The sequence below is a fragment of the Mesorhizobium argentiipisi (SeqCode) genome, from assembly GCF_037179585.1.
Taxonomy (GTDB): Bacteria; Pseudomonadota; Alphaproteobacteria; order Rhizobiales; family Rhizobiaceae; genus Mesorhizobium; species Mesorhizobium argentiipisi.
Genome location: NZ_JAPYKO010000001.1, coordinates 239021 through 258716, shown reverse-complemented (window position 1 = coordinate 258716; position 19696 = coordinate 239021). Strand labels below are relative to the sequence as shown.

At 60.8% G+C, this 19696-nt stretch carries 14 protein-coding genes and 1 pseudogene; 7 read left to right on the top strand and 8 right to left on the bottom strand.

The features are described 5' to 3' along the window. The first annotated feature begins 88 nt into the window (after nt 1-88). A complete protein-coding gene (locus O7A05_RS01095) occupies nt 89-829 on the top strand; it encodes a class I SAM-dependent methyltransferase (protein ID WP_337091108.1) in 741 nt (246 codons plus the stop codon). A 200-nt stretch (nt 830-1029) separates the two neighbouring features. Beyond that, a pseudogene (locus tag O7A05_RS01090) lies at nt 1030-1169 on the top strand (transposase); the annotation flags it as partial. Between the two features lie 178 nt (nt 1170-1347). Here the strand turns inward: O7A05_RS01090 and O7A05_RS01085 are convergent. From O7A05_RS01085 to O7A05_RS01075, 3 genes are all read right to left on the bottom strand, one after another. Beyond that, nucleotides 1348-1992 (bottom strand): Crp/Fnr family transcriptional regulator, encoded by a 645-nt coding sequence (locus O7A05_RS01085; RefSeq protein ID WP_337091107.1) that lies wholly within the window; start codon nt 1990-1992, stop codon nt 1348-1350. Between the two features lie 593 nt (nt 1993-2585). Beyond that, on the bottom strand, nt 2586-4922 hold the full coding sequence (locus O7A05_RS01080) for a mannose-1-phosphate guanylyltransferase/mannose-6-phosphate isomerase (protein ID WP_337091106.1): 2337 nt from the start codon (nt 4920-4922) through the stop codon (nt 2586-2588). Between the two features lie 12 nt (nt 4923-4934). Then, nucleotides 4935-6482, bottom strand: a complete 1548-nt coding sequence (locus tag O7A05_RS01075; RefSeq protein ID WP_337091421.1) for a phosphomannomutase/phosphoglucomutase — start codon at nt 6480-6482, stop codon at nt 4935-4937. Nucleotides 6483-7051: 569 nt separating this feature from the next. Between O7A05_RS01075 and O7A05_RS01070 the strand changes: the two genes are divergently transcribed. Together O7A05_RS01070 and O7A05_RS01065 are read left to right on the top strand one after the other, a co-directional pair. Then, the gene (locus O7A05_RS01070) at nt 7052-8869 is read left to right on the top strand and encodes a GumC family protein (RefSeq protein WP_337091105.1); all 1818 of its coding nucleotides are present in this window, start codon (nt 7052-7054) and stop codon (nt 8867-8869) included. Nucleotides 8870-9039: 170 nt separating this feature from the next. Beyond that, nucleotides 9040-9840 (top strand): sugar transferase, encoded by an 801-nt coding sequence (locus tag O7A05_RS01065; protein ID WP_337091104.1) that lies wholly within the window; start codon nt 9040-9042, stop codon nt 9838-9840. 78 nt (nt 9841-9918) lie between these two features. Here the strand turns inward: O7A05_RS01065 and O7A05_RS01060 are convergent, their stop codons facing one another. The 3 genes from O7A05_RS01060 to O7A05_RS01050 all read right to left on the bottom strand — a co-directional run bounded on the left by O7A05_RS01060 (nt 9919) and on the right by O7A05_RS01050 (nt 12588). Beyond that, nucleotides 9919-10194 carry a hypothetical protein gene (locus O7A05_RS01060; RefSeq protein WP_337091103.1) on the bottom strand — a complete coding sequence of 92 codons (276 nt, stop codon included), beginning with the start codon at nt 10192-10194 and terminating at the stop codon, nt 9919-9921. A 201-nt stretch (nt 10195-10395) separates the two neighbouring features. Next, entirely contained in the window at nt 10396-11703 is a 1308-nt protein-coding gene (locus O7A05_RS01055) for a polysaccharide biosynthesis/export family protein (RefSeq protein WP_337091102.1), read from the bottom strand. Between the two features lie 12 nt (nt 11704-11715). Continuing rightward, nucleotides 11716-12588, bottom strand: coding sequence for a glycosyltransferase family 2 protein (locus tag O7A05_RS01050; RefSeq protein ID WP_337091101.1), 873 nt, complete (start codon nt 12586-12588; stop codon nt 11716-11718). A 243-nt stretch (nt 12589-12831) separates the two neighbouring features. On the opposite strand from O7A05_RS01050, the gene O7A05_RS01045 reads away from it, so the two are divergent. Beyond that, a complete protein-coding gene (locus O7A05_RS01045) occupies nt 12832-14064 on the top strand; it encodes a glycosyltransferase (protein WP_415926936.1) in 1233 nt (410 codons plus the stop codon). On the opposite strand, the gene O7A05_RS01040 is transcribed toward O7A05_RS01045, so the two are convergent. Next, nucleotides 14057-15019 (bottom strand): glycosyltransferase family 4 protein, encoded by a 963-nt coding sequence (locus tag O7A05_RS01040; RefSeq protein WP_337091100.1) that lies wholly within the window; start codon nt 15017-15019, stop codon nt 14057-14059. The genes O7A05_RS01045 and O7A05_RS01040 overlap by 8 nt on opposite strands. 363 nt (nt 15020-15382) lie before the next feature. On the opposite strand from O7A05_RS01040, the gene O7A05_RS01035 reads away from it, so the two are divergent. Beyond that, on the top strand, nt 15383-16660 hold the full coding sequence (locus tag O7A05_RS01035) for a glycosyltransferase family 4 protein (protein WP_337091099.1): 1278 nt from the start codon (nt 15383-15385) through the stop codon (nt 16658-16660). Between the two features lie 134 nt (nt 16661-16794). Then, a complete protein-coding gene (locus O7A05_RS01030) occupies nt 16795-17940 on the top strand; it encodes a glycosyltransferase (protein WP_337091098.1) in 1146 nt (381 codons plus the stop codon). A gap of 113 nt (nt 17941-18053) precedes the next feature. Here the strand turns inward: O7A05_RS01030 and O7A05_RS01025 are convergent, their stop codons facing one another. Further along, the gene (locus O7A05_RS01025) at nt 18054-19505 is read right to left on the bottom strand and encodes an oligosaccharide flippase family protein (protein ID WP_337091097.1); all 1452 of its coding nucleotides are present in this window, start codon (nt 19503-19505) and stop codon (nt 18054-18056) included. Nucleotides 19506-19696: the final 191 nt, after the last annotated feature.

Below are 19696 nucleotides of genomic sequence, written 5' to 3'. Positions count from 1 at the left end.
TAGTCAAGTGTCTGCTATGTTTGCCAATGAAACTCGTTGCGAGCCAGAGCCGTGGAGAAGGGGGCGGCGACGTGTGAGAGGGCAATCAATGTCAACGCCGTACAATTTTTCGCAAGGCGATGCGCCGATAGATCTGCAAAGATTGTTCTGGAACAAATGGAACACTGAAATCGGGGGGCGCGAAAAACATACCATAAGCGCACGTCAATCAGAGGTCATCCGAGGCTGGTTCGAAAAACTGGGCCGAAATGACCTCGAGATCCTTGATGTCGGCTGCGGCAATGGCTGGTTCGACCCGGAACTTTCACGATACGGCAAGGTAACGGCGACCGACCTTTCCGACGAAGTTCTGAGTCGCGCGGCAAAGCGTTGGCCACACATCACTTTCACTGCAGGAGATTTCATGGCCCTGGACTTCGGTCGATCGACATTCGATGTGATCGTCACCCTGGAGGTTCTCTCGCACGTCTTCGATCAAAAAGCTTTTGTCCGCAAACTCGCCACCCACCTTCAGCCTGGCGGTTATCTGATGCTGGCAACGCAAAACCGTCACGTACTCGAAAAGTACAATGCGATTCCACCTCCTGCGCCGGGGCAGCTGCGTCACTGGCTTTATCAGCACGAGTTGGCCGAATTGCTCGAACCCGAATTTGCGTTGCAGGAACTTTTCACGGTTTCGCCGGTGGCCCGCGTCGGAGTGATGCGGATCGTGAACTCGTGGAAGCTCAATGCACCTATACGCGCCCTCTTTGGCAACCGCGTGGAGCGATTCAAGGAGCGCATGGGCTTCGGATGGACTTTGATGGCTCTCTCGAGGAAACCTTTTTAGGAGGTTAGCGACGATTGCCTGACGCGTTCAGAATGTCCCTTGGCGCTTAGGTTTCCGGAGATTTTTGCGGGCATCCAATGATGTGCGCGGGTCCTGTCCCGCGAGGTGGAGTAGCTCGGCGGTAGCGAAGCCGCTCGCGAGCGCGCCCTCAACAGCGCCGTCGCGAGCGAGCCGCGCAGCGTGCGCAAGCTGACCCGGGCGGCCTGCGCCGCGTCAAGCTCGTCGTTTCCGATTCCCACGAGGATCTGGAGGCCGCAGCGACAAAGGTGCTCTCGGCCGCTGGGCAGCGTCGCCGGTCCACTTTATGAGGAACGTGTTAGCACATGCAGGAAAGACCGGGCCCCCACTAATTTAAACACCGCGATCTGGTGTGCACAGTCCACGACTCCGATGGCAGGCAAATCATGCAGATCAGAATTGAATTCGGGACGCCGGGTGTCGCTTCCCAATTTCCAAGTCTTCTGCCGGCAATCTCGGCGCGGCGAAGTAGAATTCGGATTCGGACCGGCTGATATGCCTCAACGTTCGATGTAATCGCGCTCAAATCGGGCAAATTTTGTCAAGCCTGGTTCATCGAGCATGCGAACATTCCCTTGACGGAATTCGAGATATTTGCGCTCGCGCAGTTCCCGCAGCATACGATTGACATGTATCGGCGTGAGTCCGAGCGCGTCGGCAAGATCGTATTGGGTGAGAGGGCATTCATAGCTGTTGTGGGTGACGGAGCCGATCCGTTCCAGACGCGCCTTCAGTTCGAGAAATAGGTGCGCCGTGCGCGCTAGGGCGCTGCGTCGTCCAACATTTGTGAGATGTTGAGCGATGACCGATCGGTGTTGCATCAGGGTTTCGAGAATAAGCGAGAAAAGATGGGACGACTTCATGGCAGCACGGGTAAATGCCTTGGTCGAAGCCACTAACACCGAAAGTTCGGTCTGGGCCACGAAAGTCTCGAGAGCACTGCCCGCGTATGACTGGGGCAAGACGATGTCGCCTGTCAGCGCAAAATCCAGGATTTGCCGTTGCCCGCCCTCGAGTTCATGCGAAATGCAACCCCAGCCCGACTCGACTATGAATACGCGGTCGCTGACCTCGCCTTGACCGACGATGACTGACTCTGCCGGATAGCGCTTCGGGGTGAACCCTAGCGCCTTGATTAAAGCCATATCGACGTCGTTGAGTGCGACGTACGATGAACGTTTTTCATTCCCGGGCAAAATGGGCCGTGAAGGGTACGTCATCTGCAACCCCGCCCAACCTCCTTCCCCCCAAGATAGAATGTAACCGTTCCCGGCCTGGCAGCAAGCAGATTTAGGAGATCACCAGTGGCCCTGGCGCGCGGTTTTTTGCCAAAGATGCGTCTCAACCGTTCGGACAAGAAGGTTCATAGGCTCACAAATCACAACGCCTCGATTAGTTCCGCGGGGAGATTGGAAGAGACCGTTCATTTCTCATATTGGCACAGCTTACAGGCATACTAGCCCGCTTTGCAGTCAGCACACAGAGGTAGACACAGAGGTAGGAATACCGAATTCGCCGTAGCCCAAATGGCGTAGGAGGCAGGACCTTGGTCGGGGAAGAGACAAACTGCCGGACCAGCTTCGCATTCTGTGGACATCGTGCGCGCCTCGTGGAAGCAGGACCTTGGCGGAATTTTTTAACCGCGCAGGCGCCGGTCGTGGCGGGCTTGGACCACTTCAGAGCAATTCCAGGAAGAAGGCGTGACGGTTTTCCGACCGGAATTGCGTGAAACAAATAGTTAGAGCAGTTCGGCTATTCGCTGAACTGCTTCAGAGTCAGCCGCAGGCATTCCTGAGAGACGGCTCGCCCGCATCGGAATTGGCAGCGGGAAGGGTTCGACCTGCCCTCCGGTTTTATCCAGATATTGCATCAACGCCGTGACCAAGTGGTAGAAAATGCTTGCAGGGACTTCCGTCGCCGCCGACCTTCCGCGCTCGTCAATCCTGTCGACCCACAAGCCAAGCGGCGCGGGATCGATATGCCATCTGAAGAGACGGGCGACGCGCGCTTCGATCTCCGGTTTCAGGTCAGGCCCGCCGATGCCATCCAGGGCGATGGCCGCCTTAATCGCCTCGCATTGCGGCCAACTTCGGGACAGCCGGTCGAGCGGCATTCCCTGCCGCGACACCGCTGCATAAGCCAGGCCTGTGGCCCGGTTCAATCCGCTGGCGACCGCCGACGAATAGAGCTTCCTCGCAAAGGCCACGAGATCCTTCTGCCCGCTCGCCCGGGAGAAATCGACGAGGAGGGAGGCCCATTCGAAATGGTGCCCCGGTTCGGTCCACTGCCCCTCGTCTCCCGGCAATGGCTGCCAATCGGCGTCGAAACGTTCGCCGAGCGTCCAGCTTTCCTGGTCGAAAAAATGGCAGCGGAAGAGATCGATGACGCGTGCCGCCCGACGCAGGTGGGCGCGGTCGCCGGTGGCGTCATGCCAGGCAAGGAAGGATTCCAGCATGTGCATGTGTGGGTTCGAGAACCGTACCCCGTTCCAGCCAGGCGACTCGAGGAAGCCGCTGAGGCAGTCGTCCTCGAGATGAGTGTCGATGAAACGGAATGTCTCCTGCGCGAGCGGCAAGGCATCCCGATGGCCGCACCGATGAGCATGGGCAAGCGCCAGGAGCACACAGGAATGGTCGTAGGCGTCCTCCGCTGGGTCGGCCACGCTGCCGTTGCAATTGAGAGTGCGCACCCAGCCGCCGCGGTCGGTGCGGCCGTATTTCGCGAGGAAGCCGATACCGTGGTCGATGAGATTGCCGGCCGGTCCGGCCCAGCCGCGTTCCTTCGCCACGGCGAAAGCGTAGATCTGGCGCGCCATCGTGCGCATGCGCTTGGGTTTGCCCAACGGCCTTGCGTCGAAACCGAGAGCCTCGTGGAAGCCGCCATGCACGTCGTCGACACCGGCCGTAGACCACAGCGGCAGGGTTTCGTCGAAGAGCCAATGCTCGACGCGCCTGCGCCAGGCTCCGCTGATGGTGCCCCGATCTTCCGACGCCGTGAACTTGGTCTCGAGCCGGCCGCTCTTCTCCAACTGCTCGACAACCCTCTTGACGTTCTGGCTCTTGCTGACCGGGGCAACGAACACCGCATCCGGCGTCGCCACCACCGCTACATGCTTCATGCCGATGGCGGTCAGCAGCCTGCCCTGACTTCTAAGGTAGGAGCTGTCGCAATCCATGGCGATGACGTCGCCCATCACGACATTGCCGTCCCGGTCGGTAGGGCTGGTTTCGAGCAGCGACTGCCACGATCCAAGATCGTTCCAGCGGAAGGAAGCCGTGACCATCGCGATGTCGTTCGCATGCTCCATGACCGCGTAGTCGATCGATGTCGACGGGACGATCGAGTAGGCGCCCTGGGGCAAGTAAGTGGCCGAGACGTCGGCCCGTGCAGTCTTGACGGCGCGCTCCGCGCCTTCCCAGATGTCGGGCCTTAAGTCGAGAAATGCCTTCCGCATCGTATCGGCGCGAAACAGGAAAATCCCGGTGTTCCAGTAGAATCGTCCCGAAGACACATATTGGCGGGCCGTCTGGGCATCGGGTTTTTCGACGAAACGCGAAACGGCGGCCACGCCATCGCGTTGTTCCGAAACCTCGATGTAACCATACCCGGTTTCGGGATGTGTCGGCCTTATCCCGAATGTGACGATGCTTCCGGAAGCTGCCGCCGGCCTGCCCGCCTCGACGGTTTGCCAGAATTGCGCTTCGGTCGAAATCTCATGGTCGGAGGGAACCACGAGCACAAGGGCATCCCCGCCATGTTCGGAAATCGTCTGCAGTGTGGCTATCGCAACGGCCGCGGCGGTATTGCGGCCGACAGGCTCGAAAATCAGCCGGCCGCCATTGAGGCCGAGGGGACCGATATCCGAGATGACGCGGTCGGCGTGCCGCTCGGATGCTATCAGGTGGATGGGGATCTCGCCATCCGGCCGCGCCTTGAGGCGCCGGATGGTCTTGGCAAGCATGGAGCCGTCGCCCGAAAGGTCGTGAAATTGCTTGGGATTATCTTCACGCGAAAGCGGCCACAACCGTGATCCGACACCTCCGCTCATGACAAAACTTACGATCCGGTCCGGCATCGGCCAGTGCTCTCAGAATGTCTGGTTGTAGGCCCCGACTTCCGGATTACGGCGCAGGACGGCATCGAGGGCCTCGAACATCTCCCGACGTCGTTCGGGCGAGACGGGGCTTTCCACCACCACGACGATTTCCGGTTTGTTCGACGAGGCCCTGACCAGGCCCCAAGTGCCGTCTTGGGCAACGACCCGAACTCCATTCACCGTGACCAAATCAGCCAGCGGCTGGCCGGCGAACTCGGTCCCGTTCCCCTTCATTTTCGCGAATTCGCCGACAATCTTCTCGACCACGCCGTATTTCTCCTCGTCAGGGCAGTGGGGCGACATCGTCGGAGTGCCGAAGGTCAGGGGCAGATCGCGGTAAACGTCAGCAACGGTCCTGCCTGGGTTGCGCTCTAGCATCTCGCAGACAGCGATCGCTGTGACTAGCCCATCGTCGTAGCCGCGGCCTATCGGCGGGTTAAAGAAGAAATGCCCCGACTTCTCGAAGCCAGCCATTGCATGGAGTTCGAGGACGCGTCTCTTGATGTGGGAGTGTCCGGTTTTCCAGTAATCCGTCGTTGCCCCGTTTCGCGCGAGGACGGGATCGGTCATGAAGAGTCCCGTCGACTTCACGTCCGCGACGAAAACGGACTTCGGATACAGCCCGGAGATGTCTCGCGCCAAGATGACGCCGACCTTGTCCGCGAAAATCTCGCTGCCCTCGTTGTCGACGACACCGCAGCGGTCGCCGTCGCCGTCGAAGCCGAGTCCGACATCGGCGCCCGTCGCCAGAACCTTGTCCCGGATCGCATGCAGCATCAGCAACTCCTCGGGATTGGGGTTGTATCGAGGAAATGTGTGGTCGAGTTCCACGTCGAGTGGGATCACCTCGCAGCCGATGCGCTCCAGCACCTGCGGCGCGAATGCGCCGGCGGTGCCGTTGCCGCAGGCAACCACCACCTTCAGCTTTCTGCTGATCTTTTTTCCTGCGGTCAGGTCGTCGATATATGTCTCGCGAAACCCCGGCACGAATTCATAGCTTCCCCCGCCCGCCAGATCGAACTCACCGGCCAGTACGAGCGCTTTCAAGGCTGTCATCTCTCCCGGGCCGAATGTCAGAGGCCTTTGCGCCCCCATCTTCACTCCGGTCCAACCGTTCTCGTTGTGGGAGGCCGTCACCATGGCCACCGACGGTGTATCGAGGGCGAACTGGGCGAAGTAAGCCATGGGAGAAAGCGCCAGGCCGATGTCCTTGACGCGCGCTCCGGCCGCCATCAGGCCGGAGGTGAGCGCCATCTTGATGGCCATGGAATAGCTGCGGAAGTCGTGACCGGTGACGATGTCTGGACCGACTCCCATTCGGCGGATCAGAGTGCCGAGTCCCATGCCGATCGCTTGCGCGCCCATCAGGTTGAGTTCGGGCTCGTTCTCGGAGCCCGGATACCCGAACCACCAACGCGCATCGTATTCCCGGAAGCCGGTGGCCTTGACGAGGGCACTGGTTTCGAAGGCGAATGTGTTTGGCTTGGCTTGGCCGACTACGTTCACGGTCCACTCCGCAATTTCCGGGCACAGTAGCATGCCGCCGGAAGCGGACCTCTTCATGAATTCGAGTAGCCCTAACGCCCTGGTTCGCGCTCCTTCATCCAATAGGAGCATGCCGCCGATGGCCGAAAGGAGGTCTCTTCCAAGCATGGGGGTCTTGTATTCCGAAGAGTGCGTCCTTCTCAGGTTGAAATCGAGAGGGACTCTGCGGAGCCCCGTCTGAGCGTGGAAAGGATTACGGGCTGCGCCGCGTTCTCTTTGGAGGCGTTGAAAATGGCGAGGGCCCCAGAACGTATGTCTGCGCCGGATCGATGCCCTTGCACGGACCTGGCGCTCAATGGTGGACGGCAGCTCTCGCTGGACAGCAGTTCATTTGTCGACAGAACGAGAGCGGAGCCGCCGCGCATTCTCCAATCCGATAGGGCGTAAGCCCATACGCCAATTGGCGGCGTTTACCTCGCGTGATGCAGGCGTAATCTCTTACGGCAGCCTGGGATCACCGGGGGGCCTCAGCTTTCAATGAAAACATCGGCCGAATGCCATCGACCGCCTGCATGGGAACGGCGTGTTCGCAGGATTTCCCGCGCGCCTGCAGGAGAAATTGAATGAACCGCATGTTTCCCGCTCAGTGGCCCACGACGACGGATCAGCAGCGTCCCGCGGGCCAGGAGTTTATTGGCCTTTCCGACATAACCGAATTTGTACGACGCTATGTTGGAACTATCGTCGTCTGCCTCGCCGCGGCACTCCTGGCGGCTTGGTTCTACAATTCGACCACCGCCCCGACTTTCACCGCCAAGGCGCAGATTCTGATCGAGCCGAAATTGCCGCAGCACCTGCAGGAAGGCGGCGAAGTGAATCTGTCACTGGATACCGCCCAGGTGGAAAGCCAGATCGCGGTCATGCAGTCGGAAAAGATCGCGGCGATGGTCCTCGGCCAGTTGAACCTTGTCGACGACCCCGAGTTCAACCGTCCGCAGACTCCGAGTTTGCGGGAGAGATTCAGGAAGTTTGGAGACATGCTGCTTGATGCGTTCGGGCTCCGGAAAAGCGCCTGGATCACCTCGCTTTGGGAGCATTCCGGCCTGAGCGCACCTGAAACGCCCGCGCCGTTGACCGATTACCTGAAGTGGCGGCGCAGCATGTTGATTGTCCGCAACAGCCTCGATATCCGCAGGGTCGGCGTCTCCTACGCGATAGATATATCCTTCACCGCTCTCGATCCCGAGGGCGCAGCCAGGATCGCGAACGCCACCGCGGACGCCTTCGTGCGCGAGCAGATCGAAACCAAGACGGACGCCGCAAAGGAAGGCGGCGCATGGCTCGAGCAACGCCTAGGGCAACTGCGCACCGAGATGAACGAGGCGATGGCGAAAGCGCAGGAGTTTCGGTCACGGCACGACTACAGCGTCGGCCATCAAGCCCAAGGCGGAGGCGACGCCGTGCCGACGCTGGAAGAGCTTGAGGTGACTGCTGAAACGTACCAGAAGATGTACGAAAGCTTCCTCCAGGCTTACACGAACTCGGTAAGCCAGCAATCGTACCCGGTTGCCGACGCAAGGGTGATCACAGCTGCGACTGCGCCGCTCTATCCGAGCGCGCCCCGGCCGAAGCTGCTGCTGGCCCTCGCGGCGGTTACCGGACTCATGGTCGGCATGGGAGTTTCATTTGCAAGGCATACGTTTGACTGGACCATCAGGTCGCCACGCCACATCCGGGACAACCTGGGCGTCGACTGCGTCGGAGAACTGCCGCCCACCAGCTGGAGAATGGATTCCGGCCGCCTCGACGAAGTGGTAAGACACCCGCATTCCCGATACAGCCACGGCCTCAGGAAGGCACGAACGGAAATCGCCCTCGCGGAAACCAGTCACCCGATCAAGTTCCTCGGGCTGACCGCCGTATCCGACGACAGCCCGAAGAGTTCAGTCGCCAGCAACCTTGCCTCGCTTTACGCGATGTCCGGCCTGAAGACGTTGGTGATTGACGCCGACATCCGGTCGACTATGACCTCGCGGCTGCTCGGCCCGCTGCGGGCCTACGGCAAACCGTGCCAGGACCCTATCCGGCTCAACATCGTCCCTGCTCCCGGGCGGCCGTTCGACCTGCTCCCAAGTTCGGCCGTGGACGAAAAGCATCTGCTGGTACCAGGCAAGATGAAGGCACTCTTCGCGGAACTTGCCGCCGTCGACCTTGCCGCCAACCAACTTGCCGCATACGATATTGTAATCGTCAACCTGCCGACCCTCGCCTCGGGCGCCGACGAACTGATTGTGGGATCCGTCCTGGATGGCGTCCTCATCATCGCCGAGTGGGGCAAGACACATGTCGAAACGCTGCGAGAGCTTGTCAGGACACTGCAGGCCGGCAGGACGCCGGTGCTTGGCGTACTCCTGACGATGTCCAAGCGCCGCAAAGCGTGAACCTCGTATCGGGATGTCCTCCTTTGGAAGTCGCAAAATCGCGTAGGGGGATCATTCCTTGGGATTAGGGGGATAGCCCCGCAGCGTCGCGATACCCCCTTTGCCTTTCTTGCCCGCAAGCCTCAGCCTTGGAAGAGTATCGAAGTAATTTCGAACCCGGCCATCGTCCTATGACAACAGACGCCTTCGAGAAGCAGCCGCATCAGGGAGCGACGATCTGGATTCATCCATTTCTCCCTGAGCCGGCCGATAGCCGAACGACAGTTCTGCATGTTGTTTCTTCGCCGGACCCCGATAACGCGCGGGCGGTTTTGGCGGATCTGTCGACCCCCCTGAGTGCAGGAACGACGGACGCTCCCTTGGGAGGCACCTTGAAGCGGATCATGGATCTGCTAATAGCGATCGCAGCGCTTGTGATGGCCGTACCGATTATGGTCGTCGTTGCCCTGCTGATTAGGATAACGGCAGGAGGTCCGGCTGTGTTCTCGCACAGCCGAGTGGGCTTCGGTGGACAGCCGTTCAATTGCTTCAAATTCCGCACGATGGTCGCGAACTCAGAAGAAGTTCTCAAGGCATATCTTGAAGCCAATCCCCAGGTCATCGCGGAGTGGGAGGCGATCCACAAGATCAGGGACGATCCCCGTGTCACATCCCTCGGGTGGATGCTGCGCAAGTCAAGCCTCGACGAACTCCCTCAACTCTTCAACATCATCCGCGGCGACATGAGCTGCGTGGGTCCGCGGCCTATCGTGAAGGACGAACTCAAGCGCTACGGCGATCACGTGGGGGAATACCTTCGGACGAGGCCGGGGCTTACCGGTCTCTGGCAGGTGAGCGGGAGAAGCAGCATGGATTACCCTAGCCGCGTGGCACTGGATATTCAATATGTGCGCAACTGGTCGGTCTGGCTCGATCTCGTGATTCTGATCAGGACCGTCTTTGCGGTGATGCGTGTCGACAGGGCCTCCTAGAACGGGGATTTCTGCGACGCAAAGGCTTCGCTAAGGTGATCCCCCATAGGATGGCGCATGGGCAAAGGCCGAGGCTGCTCACACATGGGTGCGTTTCCAATGCACAGAAATCGACAGGCTAACGATGTAGGCGCAGGCCAGTGCGAACGCCAGGACGAGGAATTTGGCGATCGTCATGTAACCCGGTAGCCCAAGGCCATTCCAGGCAAAGCTGCCGATCATGAGCAGAGCTGTCGCCGCGATCAGGGCAGGAGCTTTCAAGCGCAGTCCCATCAGAACGCCTGCCGCCGATACGACGACTACACCCATGATCACCGACATCTCCAGCGGCATCCGCAGGGCTGACTGGCGCACCGCGGCAGAAGGTTCCGTCAGGGGCTCGATGAGCCCAGCGAGTGCTCACTGATATGCGGCCTCGAAGTGCTAGGCAAGTGGCAAAGGGCGTTGCATGGGCCCTCACAAGCATCGAATTTGGTCTTGCTGCCCATCATTTCACAGCCTCCAGCTGGAGCGGCTTCAGCTTTCAGAGCCCCCGTCGCTGAAATACGAGCTTGATCAGTTGGTACCCTGATCCGGAAGCTTCTCGGCCTGAATGCCGCTGTCTGCGGGCAGGGCAGCCAAACCGGGCTGCGGCGGGGGGATTTCAATCTTCACGGTATCACCTGGCTCGATCGGTGTCGTTTCCTCGGCCGCCACTTCTTCCGAACCGCTGCCCGTCGTCCTGACAATCTTGAAGATCGGCTTGGCCCTTTCAGCGCGTTCCTTGAGGGCGAGCAGGGCTGGAGCCGTGACCGCGGTTTCGTGCAGCAACTGCGATGCGGTGTCCGCTTTGTTGGTAACTTCATTGAGCTGCGATTGCGTTTCCCGCAAAGCCTCGGCGATACCGCTGGCGTGCTGGTTGTTGAGATTGAGGATCTCGATATCGGTCTTGCTCATCTCCTGCCTGACCCGTAACAGCGAGGTCTCGGCAGCCAGTCTGTCGCCCTGCATCTGGGCAACCGTCCCTTCCAGGTTAAGTTCCCTCGGTGCAACGGCCAGCCCCTTCTGGACAAGGGTCGAAACGCCCTCCAGTTCCTTCTGGATGAGTTGAATCTGCTTGTCGCGGAAGGTTAGCTGCTGCTGGAGCGACTCCAGTTCCTTTTCCAGGAAGTCCCTGAGTTCCCTTAGCGAACGCAGTTGCGTCATCATCGCTTCCTTGCGGACGGCAAAGATCCTGCTCTCCTGCTCCATCGCCACTGCGACCGTTGGGTTCGAAGCCCTGTCCTTCAGTTCCGCCGGGAAGGCGATCTCATCGCTGCCGGCCTGCTCGGCTTCCAGCCGCGCTTTGCGCGCAAGCAGAGTGACGCTGCTCAGCGCCAACAGACCCACGTCGCCCTCGCCAGCGATGATCTCACGCTCGAGCCTCGGAATGTCATCCTCGCGTATCCGCAAACCGCCGGCGATTCCCAGTGCCTGCAGCACCGTCAGTCCGGGTCTGTAGGGAAACTCGCCGGGCTGCGCCACGTAGCCGACGATGTAGAACGGTCTGTACTGGGCGATCTCGACCGCGACATCCGGTTGGCGGCCGAGGCCCATCTGCTGCATCAGGTGCTCGCCGATTGCGCGGGCGAGGTCGCCCGGTGAGGTGCCCTGTGCGCGTATCTGGCCGACAAATGGCAGGAACAGCGTGCCATCGGCGCCGACGACGAAATCATCGTTAAGAGCGGTCCATTCGAAGATCACGTCGCGCGATGCGCGCCACTCGTATACCTTGAGCCTGACCTTGTCCTGAGGTCCGAGGAGATACTCGGCAGCCACCGCTGGCAAGGCGAAGGCGATCGCCGCCGCCAACGAAGCCGCCACCGTCACAAGCCATTTCCGCATTGTGTTCCTGCCTCAGATTTTCAAGATGTATTCGGGTTCGATCCGCCCCATGGCGACATGCAGGATCGCGAGCATGTTGCCCCTGAGCCTGCCTCTCCGGTCGACATACGGCTCCGGACGCAGGCTCTTTGCCAGGTTGGCCGCAATGTTCCTGAACATCAGGGGCAGCGCGAAAGAGGCCGGAACGGAGCCTTTCTTGATCAGGTAAATAGCGTTCACGACCTGGGAGTAGCCGAACCGCTCTCCGCTCACCCGCCCCGTCTTGAGGCCGAGATGGACCCCGGTGATTGAGGTCACGCAGACCACACGACCCTTGGATCTCATTTGGCTGGTGAAGTCGATGTCTTCCTGCCAGCCATAGAGGACGAGGCGCTCGTCGAAGCGCAGATCTCCCACAAGCGAGGAACGGAGCGACATGTTGCATCCGTACGCACCGATATGGTCGACCACCGGCGGTCCATCATGTTCTTTGCCCTCGGCCTCGCGCAAGGCGGCCTCGGCGGCTTCCCAGGTGAGGCCGGCATTCGTGGCGCCGTCTCTGACCACCATGCCCATAACTACCGCCCATCCGTCATTTTCCGCGAAAGCTCTCTCGATCTGTTCCAGATATTCGGCGGATGGAACGAAATCGTCGTCGAAGAACGTGATGATGTCGGAGCGCCCAAGGGCCCGTGCGAGCGCGCTGTTGCGCTGCGCAGCCAGTCCCTTCGGACCGAAAACGAGTGAAACGGGGAAGGGACAGCTTTCCGGCAATTCGACATGCGTTGCGTCGGGTGCCGACAGGATAATCTCGTCGGGAAGTCTCGTCTGGCCGCTCAAATAGCGGAGCAGGCGAGCGACCTGTTCGCTGCGGCCGAGCGTCGGGATGATCACGGTGAGTTTCACGGCCGGTCCATGTTGGGTTCAGCCGACCCTAAATCGGCAAGGGGGCCGAAACAGCCTGCATAAAAGGAGACGGAGGAAGCATGGCTTACCTCCTGACACCGGCTTTCGGAGTAGGCCCGGTGAACGACCCAGCCATAAGTATTAGGCGAACATGCGCCCGGAGCAGCCTGTAGCCGATCGGACAACTTGCCCGGGCCGTTGCAAGGAATCGAGACTGCTAGCCTGCCGATGCAAGGGGGAACCATGCTCCACGAACGCGCTTCCGATCTGGCCCTCGCGGCCAGGGTCGATATGCCCATCGAGGAGGTGCCGGCCGCACCGAGGCCTCGCGTCGACAGGTATGCCAGGATAGCTGTCATTCATGACTGGTGCCCGAATTTCCGGGGCGGTGAACGGGTACTGGCGCAGATATGCAAGCAGTTCCCCAATGCTGAAGTTTTCACGCTTTTCGATTTTTTGCCGGCCGAGGTGAAGGAGCAATATTTTCAGGACGTGGAATTCCATACGTCCGCGGCCAACCGGATTCCGATGGTGCAGAAATTCTATCGCTCGCTCTTCTTCTTTTGTCCCTTCCTGATCGAACAGTTCGACGTGACGGGCTATGACGCGGTGATCTCGTCTTCGGCCGCCTTTTCGCGCGGCGTGATCACCAGGCCGGACCAGCCGCATCTCTGTTATGTGCACAGTCCAATTCGTTACGCCTGGGACGAGCAGTTTTCCTATCTTCAACAAGGGCGGCTTGGCTTCGGCCCCAAGGGAATGCTCTATCGGTACATGCTCCATCGCTTGAGGACGTGGGATACGAGAACCGCGCATGGCCCGGACCTTATGCTGGCCAACTCGAATTATGTCCGTTCCCGGATCCGGCACATCTACGGACGCGAGGCGCGCGTCGTGTTCCCTCCGGTCTCGCTGAGAGAGCTCCCTTGTGTGGAGGACAAGGACGACTACTATGTTTCGGCGTCATTCCTCGCCCCCTACAAGCGCACCGACCTCGTCATCCAAGCTTTCAATGAGATGCCGTCGCGGCGCCTGGTCGTCGTCGGGGAAGGCCAGCAATCGGCCAGCCTGCGGGCGCTTGCCGGTCCCAACGTCACCTTTGCAGGATACCTGCCCCGGCAGGACTATGTGGACACCCTGGCGCGGGCAAAGGCGATGGTCTTCGCCGGCTGCGAGGACTTTGGCATAGCCTTGGCCGAGGCACAGGCCTGCGGAACGCCGCTGATCGCTTTCGGCCGCGGCGGGGCGGTCGACATCGTGCAGCGCCTTGGGTCCTCTCCCGAACCCACGGGCGTGCTGTTCAAGGCCCAGACGGTCGATCACCTCAAGGAGGCGGTCGAACGCTTCGAAGAGAACAGCCATGCCGTGACGCCCCGCGCCTGCGCCAGGAACGCAGGACGCTTTTCCGAAGAGAACTTCGATCGCGCCATCCTGGAATCGCTCGGGGCCGTCCAGGCGCTTCACGAGATCATGTGAGTTCGGGTACTCTGACGACCTTCGTTAGCGTATCGGCGCCGTCTGCGGCGGCCATCGCCTCGAGATAGCGCAAGGCCGTCGCTCGCCAACGATATGCCGAGGCTCTCGCTCGTCCCCTGCGTATCATCTGCTTGCGCTTGTCCTCGCAATCGCGCAGCTGCATGAAACGGTCGAACCATCCTTCCGGGTCGTCGGGCGGCACAAACAGCGCTGCGTTTGCGCAGACCTCGGGCAGGCTGGCTCGGTCGGACACCACCACGGGGCAGCCGACGGCCATCGCCTCGAGGGCGGGAAGGCCGAAGCCCTCGGTGAGCGAGGGGAACGCCAAGCATAGCGAATCCGCAAGGAGAGCCGCCAGTTCGCCGTCCGAGATGCGGCCGAGCCAGTGGATGTTTTGCGCTTTGGCCTTGGGTGATCCCGACCTGAAGACGCGCGAATCCGACATGCCGACAACCGCAATCCTGAGCCCGGCCGCGGCAAGGCGCTCGGCCATGTCCAGGATGAGCCTCACATTCTTGTGGGGTGCGGCGCTGCCGATCATGACGATGGTTTCCGGCGAGGCGGCCAGCCGTGTTCCCGCGGAATGTTGAGGCGTCCATTGCAAGACATGCTCATGGCCGTTCGGGGCTAAGAAGGCCCGGTGCACGGGGACGACGCCGCTGCGGACCAACTCCCCCAGCGAATAGTTGGAAACGCTCGAAATGCCGCATGCGGTCCGGCCGAGGCATGGCAGCAAGATACGGTAGAAGCTCCGGAAGGCAAGGGAGTAGCTCTGCGGAGCATTCCATACGTTCGCATCATGGATGCAGACGATATGCTTGCGGGAAAGCAGAGGTCCTGTGTTGCAGAGGCTGAGCAGTCCGCCGCCACCGAGAGACGAGGGGAGTTGCGTCTGCTCCCAGATATGGCCGCTCGTGCGGCCGATCTCGAAGCGTTCAATGAAAGCCAGGGGCATCTCCTCCGACCCGGGCGGGCAGTGCAGTCGAACGTCGAGACCGCGCGCGAGAGGCCCCTGTTCCGCGAGCAAAGCGTCGAGCGAACGGACGACCTCGCGCGCATAGCGCTGGACGCCTGTTGTCGGCTGGGAAAGAAAACGCCCATTGATTGTCCAACGCCGCGCCATGTCGTCCCCCCTTGAACCTTCAATGTGGGGCTGCGAAGGCCTCAGGTCACCATGGCCATCGGGTCATCCGGTAACCCGGAAATCATCCGGATAGGCGAGGATGGGTAGTCCGCCTACCTCAAACATTCGAGGCCCTTCGTGCCTCCCGCGATGCTAGTCTGGTCCGGGCGCCGAAAAGGCCCGGGGGAGGTGGAGATGGGTAAAATCGAGTTCGACACAACGCAATCTCTACCAGCACGATCAGCCGAGCTATTGGATGGACACCGCCCCAGGACACCGCTCGCGACCTCGCTTGCCAGGGACGCCGGATCCTTGATCGGACATACGGCCTGGACATGGTCGGACCGGGAATCGCCGACACGGCGCTGGACGATAAACGGGGATTTCACGACGCTTCGGCCGACCGGCGTAGCCCGCTACGCCAGCGAAGTGACCATGGCCCTCGATGCTCTCCTTTCGGAAGGACATCCGCTTGGCCGTGACATGGAGATCGATCTCGTGGTTCCGCGTCCGCTTCCCGAAACCTTCCGCCTCGACGCCATCTCCGTCCGGATCGTGCCCGAATTCAGCAGGCCACGTCTCCCGCAATTCTGGGTGCAGGCGCAGTTGCCCTGGCATGTACCGGGAGGATTGCTGAGCTTCTGCAACCTCGCTCCCATCGCACTGAGGCGCCAGATCGCGTGCATCCACGATATGCACACAAGGCTCATGCCATCGAGCTATGGGCGGGGTTTCCGTTGGGCCCACCGCCTTATCCTGCCGGCGCTCGGCAGGCGGGCCGCCCGCATTACCACGGTCTCGCAGCTCTCGCGCAGCCATCTGGTGGAGTTCGGCATCGCGCCGGACGAGAAGATCGTCGTCACCTACAATGGCAGCGACCATGCGAAGAGATGGGATGCAACGAGATCGTCCCTGACAGTCGACCGAGATAGACCGTATGTCCTCTGCCTCGGAAGACGGGACCAGGAGTACAAAAACATGGCGCTTCTCGCCAGGCTGGCCCCGCTCCTCGACGAGATGGGTCTCGATCTCTGGATGCCAGGCGATGTCGACGAGAAGACGATCCTGCGATACCTCCCGGAAATGCCCGCGAACATAGTCTTCTTGGGATGGATTGGGGACGATGACTTCAAGAAGGCGCTCGAAGGCGCCCTGTGCTTTCTGTTTCCGTCACGCATCGAGGGGTTTGGACTGCCCGCCGTCGAGGCGATGGCCTCGGGCTGCCCGGTCGTGGCCTCGACCTCGCCCTGTTTGCCCGAGATCTGCGGGGATTCGGCTCTCTATGCCGATCCCGACGACGTCCAATCATGGGCCGAAACCGTCCGCCTGCTGATGCTCACCCGGGATTTGCGGGAGCGGCTGGTCTCCAAGGGATATGCCAGGGCGAGCAGTTATTCCTGGCGATGGATCGCATGGAAATACCTCGAGCTCATGACTCACGTCGACGCCGACTTCGGGGAATTCGGCGGTTAACCGGGTTGGCAGGGACCAACCTTGCCGGGATGTTCAAAGCGGCGAGACCGGGCGGCTCGTTATGCATGCGCGGGAGCGGAATTATAGCTGGAACGGCATCGCCCTCTATCAGATCGTAGCGTGGAGAAGGCAAGATGAACGAACGGATCGGTCCGCGCGGATTACGTGGCCCGGGCGGAATGGCCTGTGCCGGCACGCTTCTCTTCGACAACTCGCTGTCGATCCTGAACAGGACCGGAGCCTATCACATCGCCAAGGACCTGACCCGGGAATTCGTCCCGGCCAGGGCAGGGATCCGGTACTGGCGGCTAGGTTCCTTCGCTCCCGAGGGCCTGGTCCGCAAGATTGTCGCCCGGCTGATGATGCTGGAAATCAACTGGCTCCGGGACAGAGAAATCTTCCTCATCCGTGATAAGGTCGACGAACGCGGCATCCGGCTGTTCCTGGACCCACTCTACGTCCTGAGGTCACGCCTGACGGACAACGACATTGTCCTTTGCCACGATGTCGGCCCGCTGACGCATGGCGATCTCTACGACGAACGGACCTGCACCAATTACCGGCTTGCCTACGAGAAAATTCGGCGCGTCGGGCCCGGCGTCGTTTTCGTCAGCAATTTTTCCGCGAACAACTTCGGGATTCTTTTCGGGTCCGGTTTCCGATTCCTGAAGACAATCCCGCTCTATCTGCGCACTGAACTGTTCGACGGCCCGGCAAAGGCGGCCCCCGGCGTGGAGGGTCCGTTCTTTCTCACCGTCGGCGCGTTCGAAACCCGCAAGAACCAGGTCGCCGCGCTGAAGGCGTATCGTGACGGCGGATTCCATGGCCAGGGTGTCGGATATGTGCTGTGCGGAGCGCGCGGCGACGGCTACGCGGAGATTGCGAAACTTGCGGGAACCGTTCCGGGTGTGAGGCTCATGGGATACGTTCCCGACGCACAGTTGCGCTGGCTCTACGGCAATGCCGAGGCATTCGTACTGCCGAGTCTTCTCGAAGGTTTCGGCATGCCGGCATTGGAGGCCGCCTATATGGGACTGCTGCCGATAGTGTCCACCGGCAGCGCCCTCGCGGAGGCCGTCGGGGGCGTGTGCTTCCAGGTGCAGCCGGATAGCCCCGCCGCGATCGCGCAAGCAATGGGGACAGCGCTTTCGCGAAGCGCCGCGGAGAAGGTGCAAACAAACCGCTTGCTGCGCGACATCGCGTCAGCTGCAACCAAGGTTTGGTTCCTGCAGCAATGGAGGGAACTGCTGGCCGCGGCAGCAATTCCAGGAAAGATGTGAAACGGGTTTCCGTCCGGAATTTCGGCAAGACAAGCGGATGAAGCGCTTCGCCTTTTTCATGAAGCCCAAATTGCGTCACCGGTCCGGGAGGGCGTTCGCAACAGCACCGACAATCATGCCGGAGCAACTGCATTACGGAAGATTCGACCGGCATTCACGATTTCGTCGAATAAGCGATGGCTGGTCACGAACACTCCGGCCAGCCAGCCGGCCGCTGCAAGACACCCAGCGAGTATCGCCTGTCCCAGCGACAGGTCGAAGCTGAAGCCACCGGCAACGACCATGCCCAGTGGACCGAGTGTGGTCAACGCGGCAACGACGCCGCTCTTTCGGACGGCGACAGCTATTTCGTCCCACCGCAGCGAAAGCCTGCGACGCACGAAGCTCAAGGACACAAAGGCCTGGAACGGCACAATGAACATCAGGCTCAACGCAGCGCCCATAAGTCCGGCAATCAAGACCGCGCTCGTCATGACGACTGCTGAGACAGGAACGACGATCAATGACCTTACGAACATGTCCCTGATCGAGCCTATCGCCATCATCACCGGGTGGTTCAGCTCGAAGCTGAAGGTGAAAAGGGACGCCAGCGCGATGACTTGCACCAGCGGTGCGACTGCCCGCCATTGGTGGCCGAGCACGATGTCCACGACAGGATAGGACAGTGCGGCGAGGGCCAGCAGCGCCGGCCATTGAAGTCCGGTGACGATTTCGATGGCATGCAGATAGGCTCGTTTAAGATCCCCGCCCTGCCTGGCCGAGGCGGAAAAAGCGGGAAGCACGACCGCCATGGCTCCGCCAAGGATCAGTTTGTCGGGTATCTGGCACACCGTCAGTCCGCGGCTGAAGAGCGCCGCCGCATGTGGCGACAGAACACGGCCCAGCAGCAGGAGGGGCAAGGCTTCATACGCCCTGTAGAGAAACACGATCGCGCCATTGTAGCCGCCGAAAGCGGCTATCCCGCGCCATTGCTTGAATGTCGGCCTGAACATCCAGAAATCCGGCCGGAGCGCGATGGCCAGCACGCCGGTGACCGTGCTGCTCGCCAGCCAGGCCCAGGCAAAGCTCATATAGCTGAACCCCGTTAGCGCCAGCGCGATGGTCGCCACCCCTCCCGTCACTGCCCCGGCAACGTTGATCATGGCGACCTTTCCAAACGCCATTTCACGGCGCATCAGGGTGATGACTTGGATGGAGATCAGCTCGACGAACAGGCATACGGATACGAGCCGAAGATAAGGGACCAGCTTTTGTTCGTGGAGGGAGGACGCGAGTATAGGAGCGGCTGCAACCAGAAAGGCTGCAATTGCGGCCGTGAGGGCGAGCATTAAGCTGAAAGTGCCGCGGATGTCCTCCCTGCTCAGGACCGGGCGCTGGATCATGAAACTCGAGCTGGCGAATTCCCGCGCCGACAGTGCGATGCCGAGGATTGCCAGGCTGATCACCGAAATGCCGATTTCCTCGGGGGTCAGGATGCGGGAAACGGCCGCGATGGTGAGAAAGTTCACGCCGATCACGATGTAACGATCGCCCGTGCTCAGCAGAAGTGCGCGTTTGACGCTCATGATGGTCCCGGACGCCGGCTGCCAATGAGCAAGCGCCGACGATCACGTCCGGGTCCGCCCACCGTTCCCAAGGCAGAAAAACATAGGCCGGCGGTTCGAAGTAGAAGCCAAAACGAAGTAGGGCCGTCCCACATTCGGGTGAGACCGAAGAGGCGCCTCAACCCGCTCCTCCGGCGGCAAACACTGCATCC